12 protein-coding genes are annotated in these 14,805 nt (G+C 71.4%); 4 read left to right on the plus strand and 8 right to left on the minus strand.

The window, feature by feature from the left end:
- Nucleotides 1–430: 430 nt before the first annotated feature.
- Nucleotides 431–1,327, minus strand: coding sequence for an SDR family oxidoreductase (locus ACZ6Z4_RS09685; protein ID WP_465560674.1), 897 nt, complete (start codon nucleotides 1,325–1,327; stop codon nucleotides 431–433).
- A gap of 88 nt (nucleotides 1,328–1,415) precedes the next feature.
- Here ACZ6Z4_RS09685 and ACZ6Z4_RS09690 point away from each other — a divergent pair, with 88 nt between their 5' ends.
- Nucleotides 1,416–1,973, plus strand: coding sequence for a TetR/AcrR family transcriptional regulator (locus ACZ6Z4_RS09690; RefSeq protein WP_465560677.1), 558 nt, complete (start codon nucleotides 1,416–1,418; stop codon nucleotides 1,971–1,973).
- A gap of 409 nt (nucleotides 1,974–2,382) precedes the next feature.
- On the opposite strand, the gene ACZ6Z4_RS09695 is transcribed toward ACZ6Z4_RS09690, so the two are convergent.
- The 7 genes from ACZ6Z4_RS09695 to ACZ6Z4_RS09725 form a co-directional block, all read right to left on the minus strand.
- Nucleotides 2,383–3,285 carry a helix-turn-helix domain-containing protein gene (locus ACZ6Z4_RS09695; protein ID WP_465560680.1) on the minus strand — a complete coding sequence of 301 codons (903 nt, stop codon included), beginning with the start codon at nucleotides 3,283–3,285 and terminating at the stop codon, nucleotides 2,383–2,385.
- 73 nt (nucleotides 3,286–3,358) lie between these two features.
- Entirely contained in the window at nucleotides 3,359–3,859 is a 501-nt protein-coding gene (locus ACZ6Z4_RS09700; RefSeq protein ID WP_465560683.1) for a GNAT family N-acetyltransferase, read from the minus strand.
- Nucleotides 3,860–4,666: 807 nt separating this feature from the next.
- On the minus strand, nucleotides 4,667–5,722 hold the full coding sequence (locus ACZ6Z4_RS09705; RefSeq protein WP_465560687.1) for a class I SAM-dependent methyltransferase: 1,056 nt from the start codon (nucleotides 5,720–5,722) through the stop codon (nucleotides 4,667–4,669).
- A complete protein-coding gene (locus ACZ6Z4_RS09710) occupies nucleotides 5,719–7,272 on the minus strand; it encodes an ATP-dependent DNA ligase (RefSeq protein ID WP_465560690.1) in 1,554 nt (517 codons plus the stop codon). Before ACZ6Z4_RS09710 ends, ACZ6Z4_RS09705 begins: the two co-directional genes overlap by 4 nt.
- 32 nt (nucleotides 7,273–7,304) lie before the next feature.
- The gene (locus tag ACZ6Z4_RS09715; protein WP_465560696.1) at nucleotides 7,305–8,273 is read right to left on the minus strand and encodes a Dyp-type peroxidase; all 969 of its coding nucleotides are present in this window, start codon (nucleotides 8,271–8,273) and stop codon (nucleotides 7,305–7,307) included.
- A gap of 122 nt (nucleotides 8,274–8,395) precedes the next feature.
- A complete protein-coding gene (locus tag ACZ6Z4_RS09720) occupies nucleotides 8,396–9,808 on the minus strand; it encodes a pyridoxal phosphate-dependent decarboxylase family protein (RefSeq protein WP_465560700.1) in 1,413 nt (470 codons plus the stop codon).
- Nucleotides 9,805–11,127 (minus strand): MFS transporter, encoded by a 1,323-nt coding sequence (locus tag ACZ6Z4_RS09725; protein ID WP_465560704.1) that lies wholly within the window; start codon nucleotides 11,125–11,127, stop codon nucleotides 9,805–9,807. The genes ACZ6Z4_RS09720 and ACZ6Z4_RS09725 overlap by 4 nt, the downstream gene beginning before the upstream one ends.
- Before the next feature lie 84 nt (nucleotides 11,128–11,211).
- Between ACZ6Z4_RS09725 and ACZ6Z4_RS09730 the strand changes: the two genes are divergently transcribed.
- From ACZ6Z4_RS09730 to ACZ6Z4_RS09740, 3 genes are all read left to right on the plus strand, one after another.
- Nucleotides 11,212–12,417, plus strand: a complete 1,206-nt coding sequence (locus ACZ6Z4_RS09730; protein ID WP_465560708.1) for a lysostaphin resistance A-like protein — start codon at nucleotides 11,212–11,214, stop codon at nucleotides 12,415–12,417.
- A gap of 41 nt (nucleotides 12,418–12,458) precedes the next feature.
- Nucleotides 12,459–13,169 (plus strand): HAD family hydrolase, encoded by a 711-nt coding sequence (locus ACZ6Z4_RS09735; RefSeq protein WP_465560711.1) that lies wholly within the window; start codon nucleotides 12,459–12,461, stop codon nucleotides 13,167–13,169.
- A 110-nt stretch (nucleotides 13,170–13,279) separates the two neighbouring features.
- Nucleotides 13,280–14,764: a PPC domain-containing protein gene (locus ACZ6Z4_RS09740; protein WP_465560714.1), complete on the plus strand. Its 1,485-nt coding sequence runs from the start codon at nucleotides 13,280–13,282 to the stop codon at nucleotides 14,762–14,764.
- The last annotated feature ends 41 nt before the right edge of the window (nucleotides 14,765–14,805 follow it).

Consider the following 14,805-nt stretch of genomic DNA (forward strand, 5'->3'; position numbering starts at 1 on the left):
CCCCCCCCCCCCCCCCCCCCCCCCCCCCCCCCCCCCCCCCCCCCCCCCCCCCCCCCCCCCCCCCCCCCCCCCCCCCCCCCCCCCCCCCCCCCCCGCCGGTCCTCGCGCTGCCGGTCCCCGTGCCGCCGGTGCCCTCCGCCACCTGCCCCTCCGCCACCGGTCCGCTCGCCATCGGCCTCCGCGCCACCCGCCCCCGCGCGTCCGATCCCTGCGCCGCCGGTTCCTGCGCCGCCGGTTCCTGCGCCGCCGGTTCCTGCGCCGCCGGTCCCCTCGTGACCGGCCTCCTCGCGACCGACCACGTGCGACCGGTCTCCGCGCCACCGGTCCCCTCCGCTACCTGCCCCCTCCGCCACCGGTCCGCTCGCCATCGGCCTCCGCGCCAGCGGCCCCGCGCCACCCGCCCCTGCGCGTCCGGGCCCCGCGCTGCCGATCAGCCGAAGTAGTGGCTCTGGGCAAGATCTTCGAGGAGACCGATCTCGGTGGGCTCCCAGCCGAGCAGTTCGCGGGTCCGGGTCGCGGTCGTCGGGTTGTCGATCGCGACGAAGTGGGCGAGGTAGCCGACGTACTCCGGTGCCTGGTCCTTGCTGATCGAGCGAGCCGGGAGGCCGAGGCCGCGGCCCAGTGCTTCGGCGATCTGCCGGAACTCGACCCCTCCGTCGTGCACTGCGTGCAGTCGCGCACCCGCCGGTGCCGACTCGAGCGCCAGCCGGTACAGGCGGGCCGCGTCGAGGGTGTGCACCGACGACCAGCGGTTCACGCCGCTGCCGACGTACGCCGAGAAGCCGTTGCGGCGGGCGAACTCGATCAGCGACCGGATGAACCCGGTGTCGAGCGGTCCGTGCACGATCGGCAGCCGGACGACCGACGAGCGGATCTGCTTGGCGGCCAGGTCGACGACGAGGTTCTCGGCGTCGATGCGGTAGCCGCCGGGCAGGGTGTCGTCCTCGGTGCCCGGGCGGTCGAGCCCGGCCCCGGCGAGCAGGCCGGTGCCCGACGTACCGACGAACGGTTTGCCGGTGCCGGCCAGGACGTCGGCGATCGCGCGGACGGCGGTGAGGTCGGAGTCGGCGGCGCCGGTGAGGTCGCCGGCCGCCATGGCGTCGTGGCGGAACGCGAGATGAACGACGCCGTCGGCAGCATCAGCTGCGGCGCGCAGGGTGTCGAGATCGTCGAGGTCGCCGCGGACGACCTCGACGCCCCAGCCGGCCAGGCGTGCGGCGGAGGCATCCGACCGGGCGAGCCCGACGGCCTGGTGGCCGTGCCGCTGGAGTTCGGGGACGAGGGCGGAGCCGAGGTGGCCGGTGGCTCCGGTGACGAAGACGCGCACGGTGGTGTCCTTCCAGTGATGTCATTGAGTGACATCACCGAGCCTACACCCGTGATGTCACTCGATGACATCGCATAGGATCGGCCTCATGGTGCGCTGGGAACCGGACGCTGCGGGTCGACTCCGCGAGGCCGCGATGGCCCTGTATGCCGAACAGGGCTACGACGGCACGACCGTCGCGGAGATCGCCGATCGGGCCGGCGTGACCGCGCGCACGTTTTTCCGCCACTTCGCGGACAAGCGTGAGGTGCTGTTCGCGGGTTCATCGGAGCTGGAGGATTTGATGGTCGCGGCGGTCGCCGCGGCCCCGGCCGGTGCCGGCGCGATGGACGCGGTCGCGGCGGGTGTCCTCGCGGCGGGCGAGGTCTTCGAAGGGCGCCGCGACCACGCGCGCCGGCGTCAGGCGCTGATCGTGGCGACCCCGGAACTACGGGAGCGCGAGTTCATCAAAATGGCTGCGCTGGCTACGGCCTTCACCGCGGCCCTGCAGGCCCGCGGGGTGCCCGCACCCCGCGCGGCTCTCGCGGCGGAACTGGGCGTCACGATCTTCCGGGTGGCGTTCGAGCGCTGGGTTGACGGACCGGAGGGCGACCTGGAGAAGGTGCTGCGATCGACCCTCGCCGAACTGGCCGACCTGACCACCTGAGTCGCCGAGGTGTGCGACCCGGCCCTGCCAACCCGGCCGACCTGACCTCCTGAGCCGCCGACGTGCGCGACCCGGCCCTGCCAACCCGGCCGACCTGACCTCCTGAGTTGCCGACGTGTGCGACCCGGCCCTGCCGAACTGGTCGACCTGACCATCTGAGTCGCCGAGGTGTGCGACCCGGCCCTGCCAACCTGGCCGACCTGACCTCCTGGGTCGTGGACGTACGCGACCCAGCCCTGCCGAGGTGACCAGCGGACACGCTGGGCGGAATGGGATGCATACGCCGTACCGGTCGATGGCTCGGCGAGCCGTGGGTCGTCGCGCCCGGTGAAGTCCAGCCGGCCCTGCTTCGGCTCGTGCCCGGGCCGGGGACGGGTGCATCCGTGTCGATCGGCGCCAGGACAGGTAGTCACTCGGGCTGCGGAGGCGGCCCCGTCTTCGGTCGGCGGGTCTTGCGGATCAGGCTCTTGAGCAGCGCCGGCGTTTCCTGCGGCGGTGGAATGGTCGCGGCGAGGGTGTCGAGGATCTTGGTGTAGGCGTCGACGTCGTCGCGCTTGTCCAGGTACAGCGCGCTGGTGAGGTGCTCCAGATAGACCACGTCCGGGAGGTCCGGCTTGGGAAAGCGCAGGACTGTGAAGGCGCCGCCGGAGGCTGCGTGGCCGGCGCTGCTGGTGGGGATGATCTGAAGGGTGATGTTCGGGCGCTGGATCGCGTCGAGGAGAGCGTTCAACTGGGCGCGGAGGACGTCAGGACCGCCGATCGGGCGTTGCAGGGCGGATTCCTCGACGATCGCCCAGAGCTTCAGCGGCGGTTCGCGGTCGAACATGACCTGGCGAGTGCGGCGCAGGGCGACGAACTGCTCGATCTCTGACTCGGTGCGGTCGCCGGTTGCGGTGAGCTGGGCGACGGCTCGCGTGTACTCCGGGATCTGCAGCAGGCCGGGAACGTACTGGATCTCGTACGTGCGGATCAGCTCGGCCGCGGCCTCCAGGCCCAGGTAGGCGTCGAACCAGTCGGGGGTGACGTCGCCGTACTGGTGCCACCAGCCGGGGTTGTTCGCGTCGCGGGCCAGCTGGACCAGGCGGTCGCGTTCGGCTTCGTCGCGGACGTCGTACAGAGTGAGGAGGTCGAGGACATCGCGTTCCTTGAATCCGACGCGGCCGAGCTCGAGGCGGCTGATCTTCGACTCCGAGCCGCGGATCGCCCAGCCGGCGTCGGCGCGACTGACCGCGGCGCGCTCCCGCAGTCGCCGCAGGTGCGCGCCCAGCATGATGCGCAGGGCCGTCGGCCCCGGCTCGTTCCGCCCGGCCATGCAGCCAGTTTACAGGAAGATCGAACAGATGTTCGAGTCGGGTGGGAATCTGTGACGGGTGGGACGAATGAGGTCAGCGCAGCGTTTTGGTGAACATGAGCACGGCGTCGTCGTCGAGCCGGACAAGCTCGCCGGGCGGTACCTGGCGGTGGTCGTAGATGACGCCGCGGCCGTCGGGGAGGTAGCCGCGGCGGACGTACATGCGCTGCGCGGTGCCGTAGTCGGCGTACAGGCCGACGCCGAGGCCGACGACGTCGGAGCGCTCGGCCACCGACGCCTCGGCGGCGTCCATCAGGCTGCTGCCGATGCCGCGGCGCCGGTACGCGGGCAGCACGTTGAAGTCCTGGATCTCCGGCATACCGCCGAACGGCTCGTACGGCGATCGCCAGTTGACCGTCACGTAGCCGGCGATCTGGTCGTCGACGGTGGCGATGAAGGTGCTGCGGCTGCCGGACTGCTCGTCGGCAAGGTACTGGTTGAACGTGGTGATCGGTTTGTCCCAGCCGGCCGCGGCGAAGGCGGCGAAGAGGTCGGCGGGGTCGGTGTCGACCATCGGGCGGATCGTGGACGTCATGAGGCTCCCCAGCGGCTGGACGATCCCGCGAGCGTACGGCGTGTGCTGCGTCGGGGGCGCGTGAATTAGTTGGGCGGCAGTGTCGCCTGGACGCAGGAAGTGCCCGCGCGGCGAGTGCACGATCTGCTTCGGCTCGACGCCGACCGCGGCGAGCGCCTGGCCGAGCTGCGCGGGGCGCGCGAGCTTGCGGGTGCGGGCGCGCGGGGGTGCGGGGCTGCGCGGGCTTGCGGGGTGCGCGAGCCTGCGGGCTGCACGAACTTGCGCGGCTGCCTGGGCTAGCGGGGATGGGGGGCTAGCAGGGGGTGTGGGGTTCGCCGGGGGTGCGCGGGCTTGCGGGGGTGCGGGGTTGTGCGAGCCTGCGGGGCCGCGCGAATTGGCTGGGCCGCGGGGGACGTCGGGCTGCGTGAATTGGCTGGGCTGCGCGAATTAGCCGGGTAACCCCGGGTCGAGCTCGCGGCGCGCAAACGCGACCTTGCCCGGGTCGCGCGACGGCAGCGTCGGCGGCCGCGCGGAGTAGTTGGGCTGCGTGAATCGGCCGGGCCGCGCGGGTTAGTCGGGCTGCGCGAATCAGCCGGATACCCCCGGGCCGAGCTCGCGGCGCGCGAACGCGAGCTGGCCTGGGTTGCGCGACAGCAGCGTCGGTGGCCGCGCGGTCGATGCGGCCGGGTGGGTGGTTGGTCAGTCGCGGTAGTGCTTGGATCGGCAGTCGGTGGACCGGGGGTCGGTCGCGGTGGTATCCGGATCGGCAGTCGGTCGACCGGGGGTCGGTCGCGGTGGTACTTGGATCGGTAACCGGCGGACCGGCGGTCAGTCGCGGAGGTACTCGGCTCGCCAGCGGAGTGCGGTGGGGTCGGTGGGGCTGGGGGCCTGGTCGAGCTGGATCAGGCGGAGGTCGTTCTCGGCGAAGGCGTTGATGCCGGCTCGGGTCAGGGGCCAGGGTGGGCCTTCGACGGCGGCGTCGGGGACGTCGTCGGGGCGGGCGAAGGCGATGACGACGAGGGTGCCGCCGGGGCGGACCTGTTCGCCGACCTGGTGGGTTGCTTCCGGCTGGATCGCGATGGGGAGCGCCTGGACGGTGAAGATCTCGATGACCAGGTCGAAGGCGCGGTGCCACTCGGCGGGTGGGTTGAGGAGGTCGGCCACTTGGTAGTGGGCCTTGGAGTCGGGGTGAGCCTGCTCGGCGGCGGCGACCGCGGTGGGGGAGATGTCGAAGGCGATGGTGTCGTAGCCGAGGTCGGCGATCAGTTCGGCGTCCCAGCCGGTGCCCGCGCCGACGATCAGGGCGCGCTTGCCGGTGCCGTCTGGCTGGGCGGTGGAGATCCAGTCGGCGAGGAGCGGGTGGGCCATGCCGCGGTCCCAGGGGATGACGGCGCGGCCGTCGGCCGCGGCGGAGTACAGCTCCTCGAACCAGCCGGTGGGGTTGTCGGCTTCGAGCGCCTCGTGGGCGAGCAGGCGCGACGCGGCGTCCGGGTCCGGCGCGCCCGCGGCGGCGGACGAGTCGGCGCCCGGCGAGGCCGGAGAGGCGGCGGAGTCGGCGCCCGACGAACCCGATGCACCGGGGGAGTCGACGCCCGGCGTGCCCGTTGCTGCGCCCGCGGGGTCGGAGGCAGCGCCCGGCGGGATTGGGGCAGCCGGGGAGTCCGCGCCCGTTGCCGCGTCCGCCGGGTCGGAGGCAGCACCCGCCGAAATCGAGGCAGCAGAGGAGTCCGCGCCCGATGGGGTCGAGGCGGCAGGGGATTCCGCGCCCGACGGGCCCGGGGCGGCAGAGGAGTCTCCGTCCCGCGAGGCCGCGGCGTCCGCCTCCGGCGCGACCGAAGCGTCCGCCTTTGATGGGGCCGGAGAAGTGCTGTCCTGCGGGGTCATGAGGCCTCGTCTGGTTGGTGGATGTTCTGGAGGGTCTGCACCGTGTCTGCTTCGGCGGGGGTCTTGTCTTCGCGGTAGCGGAGGACGCGGGCGAAGCGGAGGGCCATGCCGGCGGGGTAGCGCGGGGACGTCTGGACGCCGTCGAAGGCGATCTCGACGACGATCTCGGGGCGGAGGTAGACGGTGTAGTTGTCGCGGCTGGTTTCGATCTGCTGGAAGCGGTCGGTCTGCCAGCGGAGGAGCTCGTCGGTGAGGCCCTTGAAGGTTTTGCCCATCATGACGAACTCGCCGGTGGTCTCGTCGCGGGCGCCGAGGTGCAGGTTCGACAGCCAGCCGGTACGGCGGCCGTGGCCCCACTCGGCGGCGAGGACGACCAGGTCGAGGGTGTGGGTCTGCTTGACCTTCACCCAGCCCGAGCCGCGGCGGCCGGCCTCGTACGGGATCGACAGCGACTTGACCATCACGCCCTCGTGGCCGCGCTTGACCGCGTCGGCGAAGAAGGCCTGGCCGGCCTCGGGATCGTCGGTGACGAGCCGGGGGATGCGCCGGTGCTCGGGGACGAGTTTGCTCAGCCACTCGTGGCGTTCGGCGCCGCCGAGGCCGATCAGGTCCTGGCCGTCGAGGTGCAGGATGTCGAAGAAGTACGGCGTGAGCGGGACTGTCTCCGGGCCGGTCGCGGCGCGGGTCGCCGTACGGGAACCGGTGACCTGGAAGGCCTCCGGGCGGCCGTCGGGGCGGAGGGCGATCAGCTCGCCGTCGAGGACGACCTGGTCGGCCTTCAGCTCGAGAGTGGCGGTGACGACCTCGGGCACGCGGCTGGTGATGTCGTCGAGGGTGCGGGTGTACACGACGACATCCGGGCCGTTGCGGTGGACCTGGATGCGGATGCCGTCGAGCTTCCACTCCAGCGCGGCAGGCGAGCCGGTCTTCGTCATCGCCTCGGCGACGGTGGTCGCGGACTGGGCGAGCATCGGCTGCACACCCCGGCCGACCTCCAGGCCGAACTGGGTGAGACCGGCTTCGCCCTCGGTCAGTACGGCGACCGCGACGGGCGCGGCGGCACCGCGGAGCATCGTCGCGGCGCGGATCTTGTCGAGCGGGATGCCGGTGGCTTTCGCGACGGCGTCGGCCATCACGCCGTCGAGGGCGCCCTGCCGAAGCTCGCCGGCGACGAGGAGGCGGAGGAACGTCTGCTCGGCCTCGGTGGCGCGGGAGAACAGCGCGTCGACCGCGGCGCGTTTGCGGGCCTGGGAACCGGTGCCGGAGATCTCGGAGAGCTCGGCGAAGGCCCGGTCGACCTCCTCCACGGTCAGAGATGGCTCGGTGGCCGGTGCGGGGACGTCGGTGAGCGTGCGCCAGCCCACGCCGGTACGCCGCTGGCGCAGCTCACCGGACAGGTAGGTGACGACGACCTCGGTCTCCACCGGGTCGGTCACGGCTGAGAGCAGCTCGGCGATGAAGCCGGCCTTGGCCAGCCGTGACCTGGTCCCGCTGAGAGCGGTGGAGGTGGCAACCACGTCGGCGAGCAACATGAGTTCAGTCTTACTCATGCCACCGACAGAATCCGGGACTTCGGCCCGGCTCAGGGGAGCTTGGGCAGGTCGTCCAGGAAGTCGGCGGACGGCGTGAAGAACAGGGTGCCGGTGGCGGCGGTGGAGAAGTCGAGGATCCGGTCGTAGTTACCTTCCGGCTCGCCGAGGAACATCCGGTGCAGCATCAGCTCGGTGACGGCCGGGTCCTTGGCGTAGCCGATGAAATAGGTGCCGAACTCGGCTTCGCCGATCGATCCGAACGGCATGTTGTCGCGGAGGATTTGGAGCTCGTTGCCGTCCTCGTCCTCGATGACGTTGAGGGCGATGTGCGAGTTGGACGGCTTGACGTCGTCGTCGAGCTCGATGTCCTCGAGCTTGGTGCGGCCGATCACGAGCTGCTGCTGCTCGACGGTCAGGGCGTTCCAGGCCTTCATGTCGTGCAGGTACTTCTGGACGATCACGTAGCTGCCGCCGGCGAAGTCGGGGTCCTCGGGGCCGACCAGGACGGCGTCCTCGGCGTCACGGCCGGTCGGGTTCTCGGTGCCGTCGACGAAGCCGAGCAGGTCGCGCATCTCGAAGTACTTGAAGCCGTGCACCTCGTCGACGACCGTCGCCGCGCCGTCGAGGATCTTCATGATCTGCTGGGCCAGCTCGAAGCACTGGTCGAGGTGGGCGGCGCGGATGTGGAACAGCAGGTCGCCCGGGGTGGAGACGGCCTTGTGCTTGCCGCCGTTCAGCTCGATGAAGGGGTGCAGGGCGCGGGGACGGGGGCCGGAGAAGAGGCGGTCCCAGACGTCGGAGCCGATGCTGGTGACGCAGGACAGGTTGCCGGCCGGGACGCGGAAACCGACCGAGCGGGTGAGGCCGCTGACGCGCTCGAGAAGGTCACGGGCCGTCTCCTCGCCGCCGGGCTCGATGCGGACCACGAGAAAGATCGCCGAGCCGGTCAACGGCATCAGCACCGACTGCGGCAGCGCGCGCGTCGAGGCGGTCGGACCAGGGGTCGGGTCGGTCACCATCACAGGCTCCTCAGGGGTTCGTACGACGTTCGGACAGCAGGATGCCGGACGGGTGTTTCGGGACGGAGCGGCGGGGTGGGCGGATCAGACAGCCGACGAATGCGCGCGAGTGGCGTAGGTGCTCACGACGGGCGCATCAGGCGGTCCAGGAAGGCGATCAGAAGGGCCTCGCGCAGCGGTGGGGGAGCTACGTCGAGGAGGGCGTTGACGGGGGCCATTCGGGTGGGGAGCGTGCCGGACGACGCGGTGTCGCCGAGGCCGGCGATGGAGAGGAGGCCGTCGAAGGCGGCGTCGTCGAGGGTCGACGGGTCGAGGGCGACGGCGGCCGCGGCGAGGTCGGGGGAGATCTGGACGGGGCCGGACTTCTGGGCTGCCTGAGTCGCTGTAGTGAGAGCAGCGACGAGGGAGTCGAGGCGGGATGCGGTGGCTGCGCTGACCGTCAGGTGGAGGGACGGCGGTTGGGCGCCGAAACTCAACTGGGGCTGGACGAACCAGCCGAGGGCGGCCATCTTGTCGGCGATGGTGAAGACGTCGGCGCGGGCGTCGGATCGGAGCGCGACCAGGGTGGTCGTGGGAGGGGCGAGGACGGTGAGGCCGTCGATCTCGGCTGCTCGCGCGGCGAGCGAGAGCGTGGCGTCGTGGGCGGTGCGGGCGAGGCGGGTGTAGCCCTCGTCGCCGATGTGGTTGACGACGGCCCAGGCGGCGGCGAGGGGAGCGCCGGATTTCGTGGACTGCATGGTCGAGTTGAGCATCGTGTAGCCGGGCCAGGCGGCGCTGGCGAAGTACTGCGGGCGGCGGAGCGCCGGGTCGTGGTGGAGCAGGATGGACGCGCCCTTGGGGGTGTAGGCGTACTTGTGGAGGTCGACCGAGATGCTCGTGACGCCCGGTACGGCGAAGTCGAAGGCCGGTACGGCGCGGCCGTCGAGGCGGAGGTAGGGCAGGATCCAGCCGCCGATGCAGGCGTCGACATGGCAGCGGACGCCGCGCTCGGCTGCCGCGGCGGCGATCTCGGGGATCGGGTCGATGACGCCGTGGGCGTACGAAGGAGCGCTGGCCACGACGAGGACGGTGTTGCCGTCGATGGCTGCGGCGATGTCGGATGGGCGCGGGGTGAACGTCAATGGGTCGACGTCGACCACGATCGCGCGGACGCCGAAGTAGTGCGCGGCCTTGTGGAAGGCGGCATGCGCGGTCGCCGGGATCACCATGTTCGGAGACGAGACAGAGACGGCATCACGGGCGGCCTGGACAGCAAGCAGCACCGACTCCGTGCCGCCCGACGTGACCGTCCCCACCGCCGACGGTCCGTTCAGCAGCCGCCGCGCCCACCCGACCAGATCGTTCTCCAGCGTTCGCAAGCTCGGGAAGACCGTCGGGTCCAGCCCGTTCGTCGCGCCGTACTGCGCGAGCGCCGCGCGCCCGATCTCGTCGGCCTCGGCCAACCCCGAGTCGTACACGTACGCCAGCGTGCTCCCGCCATGCGTGGGCAGGTCGCCCTCCTGCAGTGCGCGCAGCCGGGTGAGGACGTCGGTCATCGGGCCTCCAGGACTTCGTCGGCGGTCAGTCGGTAGCGGGTCAACGAGAAGAAGCTCAGGCCGATCAACACGGCGGGGACCAGCGACAGCCCGATCACGATCGCGGTCAGAGCGGATCCGGGCTGCACAGCGTTCTGGTCGGTCGACGACACATATCCGCCCACCGCGAGCACGACGGCGTACAGACCAGGACCGAGCGCCAGCCCGAGCGTCTCCCCGGCCGTCCACACTCCGGTGAACACACCAGCCCTCCGTACGCCGCTGCGCGCCGAATCGACCGCCGCGACATCCGGCAGCATCGCCAGCGGGAACACCTGCGCGCCCGTGAAGCCGATCCCGACGATGCCCGTGGCGACGTACACGCACCACGTCGGCACGTGCTGCGCCGTCGCCAACGCCAGCGACCCGATGCCGAGCACGGTCGAGGCCGCCAGGAAGCCGGTGCGCTTGCCGAAGCGGTTCCCGAAAGCCAGCCACAGCGGGCTCACCAGCAGCGCCGGGCCGACCACGCACACGAAGCCGATCGTCGCCGCGCCCGGATCGCCCAGCACGTACCGAGCGAGGTAGTCGATGCCCGCGAGCATCGCGCCGATCGCGAGTGCCTGGAGCATCAGCGTGATCAGCAACCAGCGGAAGTCGCGGACGGAGGCGACGAGCCGCAGCTGGTCGCGCAGCGTGCCGGTCGTCTCCTGCGGGCGCCCGATCGGCGCGCGCCGCGTCCCGACGTACGCGCCGATCGTTCCGGCCGCGAGCAGCACGGCGACGGCCAGACCCATCACCCGGTACCCGTCGCGGCCGCCGATCGCGTCGCGGATCGCGGGCGACGCGCCGCCGCTGATCAGGATCGCCAGGGTCAGGAACGCGACGCGCCACGACATCATCCGGGTGCGCTCGGCGTACGAGTCGGTGATCTCGGCGGGCATCGCGATGAACGGCACCTGGAAGAACGCGTACGCCGTCGCGCAGGCGACGAACGCGAGCAGCACCCAGGTCGCGTTCAGCGCCTTCGAGCCGAGGTCGGGCGCGGCGAACAGCACCGCGAAGCAGACCGCGAGCGCGAGCCCGCCGCGGAGCAGGAACGGGCGGCGCGGGCCGAGCGGCGACCGGTGGTGGTCGCTGATCCGGCCGGCGACCGGGTTGAGCAGGACGTCGAGCGCCTTCGGGAGCAGGACGATCGCGCCGGCCGCTCCGGCGGCGATGCCGAGGGTGTCGGTCAGGTAGGGGAGCAGCAGCAGGCCCGGGACGGTGCCGAACGAACCGGTGGCGACCGAGCCCAGGGCATAGCCGATCCGCACTCGGCGCTGCTGCTGGTTCGGCATGACGGAAGCATGTCAAACAACAGCGATCGCGTGTCGAGCTTCGTCCACAGGGGTGGACTTGAGCCGATCTCATAGAGTCACGGCATGGCGTCGCAGGGAGGACCACCGCAGGACCAGCCGCAGCAGCCGGGCTACGGCCAGCCGCCCTTGCCCGGAGGCCAGCAGCTGCCCGGCGAGCCCGGCTTCTGGTCACCCCAGCAGCCCCCGCCGTGGACCGGCCCGCAACAGCCCTACCCACCACAGCCCTACCCCCAGCAACAACCCCCGTACGGCCAGCCGCCCTACGGCCAGCACCCGTACGGTCAAGTGCCGTACAACATGCGCCCGCCGGAGCCTCGCCAGATCCCCGCCCCGCCCGGCACCCCGTTCCACCAGCTCGCCCGCAACGCTCCCCACAAGTGGTGGCGACCGCTCCTCGGCACCCTGGCCCTGGCCGCCTTCGCGTTCTTCGCGACGATCGCCGTCTTCCTCGTCTGGAGCATCGTCCACGGCGCGATCACCGGCGACTTCCCCGACGGCGAAGGCGACCAGCTCTTCCCGACCGACCTCGAGAACCTCGCCAGCACCCTCGTGATGCTCGCGATCCTCACCCCGGCCGTCGTTTTCACCGCCTGGGCGATCCAGCGGCGCCCGGCCTGGAGCGTCGCCTCGGTGCTGAACAAGATCCGCTGGAAGTGGCTCCTGCTCGCCTGCCTGCCGGCCCTCGGCTACCTGGCGGTCTCGGTCGCCCTCACCGCGCTGGTGGACCAGATCTTCCCGAACGCCGACCCGGCCGCGGCTGACGACGGCAGCTGGATCGGCTTCGCCGCCTTCATCGGCCCGGCGCTGCTGATCCTGTGCCTGGTCCCGTTCCAGTCCGCCGCGGAGGAGTTCGTGTTCCGCGGTTGGCTCGTCCAGGCGATCGGTGCGTACGGTCCGCGCGGCGAGTCCCGCAACCTGTTCACCAGACTCTTCCGTACGCCGTGGCCGGCGCTCGTGATCAGCAGCGCGCTGTTCGTCTCCGCGCACGGCTACACCGGCTGGGCGCTGATCGACATCTTCCTGTTCGCGATGACGGTCGGCTGGCTGACCGTGCGGACCGGTGGCATCGAGGCCGCGATCGCGCTGCACGCGCTGAACAACCTGCTCGCGTTCCTGTTGCCTGCGGCAACGGGTGACCTGGGCAGCTGGGCCGACCAGGGCGGTGCGCCGTGGACGCTGCTGCTGTCCGACATCCCGGCGCTGGCGTTCTTCGTGGTCACCGTCAGCTGGCTGGCCAAGCGCCGCAAGGTGGAGACCGTCAGCCGGTAAACCAGCGGAGATTGTCGGTGCGATCTGGCAACCTGTGCGCCGTGACGAACAGCGCAGAACCGATCGAGGCCGTCCTCTTCGACTGGGGCGGCACCCTGGCCACCTGGCACGACATCGACCTGTACGCCGTCTGGCGCTCGGTCGCCGCCCTGATCGACGAGGCGCGCGCCGACGAGCTGGCGACGAAGCTGCTCGCGGCCGAGAACGCGGCCTGGCTGCGGTCCCGCGACGAGCAGGTCAGTACGACGCTGGAGGCGGTCTGCCTGGCCGCCGAGGTGGTGATGACGCCGGCCGCGCTCGCGGAGTACGAGCGGCAGTGGCACCCGCACACCGAGCTCAACCCGGACGCGATCGACATGCTGAAGCAGCTCCGCGACCGCGGCTACCGGATCGGCGTCCTGTCGAACACGATCTGGTCGCGGCAGCGGCACGAGGACATCTTCGCCCGCGACGCGGTGCTGGAGCTGCTCGACGGCGCCGTCTACACCAGCGAGGTGCCGTGGACGAAGCCGCACCCGGAGACGTTCCTGGCCGCGATGCGGGCGGCCGGCGCGACCGACCCGGCGCGCTGCGTGTTCGTCGGCGACCGGCTGTTCGACGACGTCTGGGGCGCCCAGAACGTCGGGATGCGCGCGGTGCACATCCCGCACAGCAACATCCCGTCGAACCAGGTCGGCCACACCGAGGGCACGCCGGACGCGACCATCCAGCGCCTGTCCGAGCTCCCCGGCGTACTGGACGGCTGGCGCTGACGCGATCTGTTCATCTGGCGACTCCTTGCCATCGGCGACCGCCGGCGCCCGCGGCGACCTAGCCTGCGAACACCGCTCGTGAAGCAAACGTTCGAAAGGTGAGGATTCGTATGAGCAGGCTCAACGCGCGCCGGCGGCTCGGCTTCGCGGCCCTGGGGCTCTCCCTGGCCGCGGCCGCTGGTGTCGCCGGCGTCGCCACGTCTTCGTCGGCCAGCGTGCAGGCCCAGCCGCCGGCCGCCGTGCCGCGCCCCGCCGGGGTCAATCCGTTCATCGCCGAGTTGTCGGCCGGCGGGAACGTCGACTACGCCGCGTGGCGCAAGTACCTGCGGTCGAACGCCCCGGCCGCGGCCGCGCAGCGCATCGCCACGCTGCGGGCCCAGAAGTCGCCGCTGCTCGCCACCGCCGACGCCGTACCGGTGACGGCGAAGGAGCAGCAACCAGATCGGACCACCTCGGCCGCCACCGCACAGGGGCTTCCCGGCTTCGGTACCGGCAAGCACCAGCAGCCGAAGATGCACGTTCAGGGCGATCTCGACGCGGGCGACAAGGACTTCTACGCGGTCCAGCTCACGGCCGGCGACCTCTTGGGTACGTCGGTCAACGGTGCCGGGTCGGCGCTGGAGATCTACGCGCCGAGCCGAGAGTTCATCAGTGGTTCCACCCTGGACTACAGCGACATCTTTCCGCCGTCGTCACCGTTGCCGGGCGGCGGCAACGCGGTGCTGACCTACCTGGTTCCCAAGACCGGCCGCTACTACGTGAGCGTCGGCGGGACGGCCACCGGCGCGTACGACCTGACGCTGGAGGACTACCGGCCGCCGCTGGAGTCGGCCAAGCCGACGCAGACGTTGTTCCTGGACTTCGACGGCGCCCGGGCCGAGTCGGGTCCTTTCGGTGGTGGCCGCGTGACGCTCAGCCCGTTGTCGAGCTTCGTCGGCAAGTGGGGGCTGAAACCCAGCGACGAGGGCCGGCTGATCGACGCGATCGTTGCCGAGGTCAAGGAGAACCTGCTGCACGACATGGCTGCGAGCGGCCTCAACCGGCGCTTCGAGCTGAAGGTCCTGAACAGCAAGGACGACCCCGACCCGTGGGGCCGGCCCAATGTCAGCCGGGTGATCGTCGGCGGTACGAACGCGGAGTTCGGCACCTCGAGCCCGCTGCCGATCTTCGGCATCGCGCCGAGCATCGACCCCGGGAACTTCGCCACGACGGAGACCTCGTTTGTGCTGCTCGACCTGGCCACCGGCCCGGCCGGACCGACGAACTCGCTGAACACCTACCTGAAGCCGCAGAGCAACCGGATCGGCTTCCTCGGCCAAGCGCTCGGGACCGCCACGTCGCACGAGGCGGCGCACGCGTTCGGAAACTTCCACACCGACGCCAACGACGCTCAAGCCAACCTGATGGACTCGAGCATTCCGACCTACCCGCGGCTGTTCGGGGTCGGTCCGGACGGCATTGGCGGCACCGCTGACGACGCCGACGTCGACTTCGGCAAGGACGCGTTCAGCCCGGCCGAGGGTCTGCAGACCGGGACCGAGGACACGCTCAACCAGATCGGCTTCGCCCTGACCAGCGGCGGCCACCGCCGCTGACCCCGGTCCGATGCCGCGGCGTCTCCGGACCGACGCTGTGG

The sequence above is a fragment of the Kribbella sp. NPDC104740 genome, assembly GCF_055583505.1.

What these genes read in the sequence shown, in the direction of transcription:
- ACZ6Z4_RS09690 (WP_465560677.1), top strand. Translation starts at nt 1,416, where the DNA reads ATGGTGCGCTGGGAACCGGACGCTGCGGGTCGACTCCGCGAGGCCGCG.
- ACZ6Z4_RS09695 (WP_465560680.1), bottom strand. Translation starts at nt 3,285, where the DNA reads ATGGCCGGGCGGAACGAGCCGGGGCCGACGGCCCTGCGCATCATGCTG.
- ACZ6Z4_RS09700 (WP_465560683.1), bottom strand. Translation starts at nt 3,859, where the DNA reads ATGACGTCCACGATCCGCCCGATGGTCGACACCGACCCCGCCGACCTC.
- ACZ6Z4_RS09705 (WP_465560687.1), bottom strand. Translation starts at nt 5,722, where the DNA reads ATGACCCCGCAGGACAGCACTTCTCCGGCCCCATCAAAGGCGGACGCT.
- ACZ6Z4_RS09710 (WP_465560690.1), bottom strand. Translation starts at nt 7,272, where the DNA reads ATGAGTAAGACTGAACTCATGTTGCTCGCCGACGTGGTTGCCACCTCC.
- ACZ6Z4_RS09715 (WP_465560696.1), bottom strand. Translation starts at nt 8,273, where the DNA reads ATGGTGACCGACCCGACCCCTGGTCCGACCGCCTCGACGCGCGCGCTG.
- ACZ6Z4_RS09720 (WP_465560700.1), bottom strand. Translation starts at nt 9,808, where the DNA reads ATGACCGACGTCCTCACCCGGCTGCGCGCACTGCAGGAGGGCGACCTG.
- ACZ6Z4_RS09725 (WP_465560704.1), bottom strand. Translation starts at nt 11,127, where the DNA reads ATGCCGAACCAGCAGCAGCGCCGAGTGCGGATCGGCTATGCCCTGGGC.
- ACZ6Z4_RS09730 (WP_465560708.1), top strand. Translation starts at nt 11,212, where the DNA reads ATGGCGTCGCAGGGAGGACCACCGCAGGACCAGCCGCAGCAGCCGGGC.
- ACZ6Z4_RS09740 (WP_465560714.1), top strand. Translation starts at nt 13,280, where the DNA reads ATGAGCAGGCTCAACGCGCGCCGGCGGCTCGGCTTCGCGGCCCTGGGG.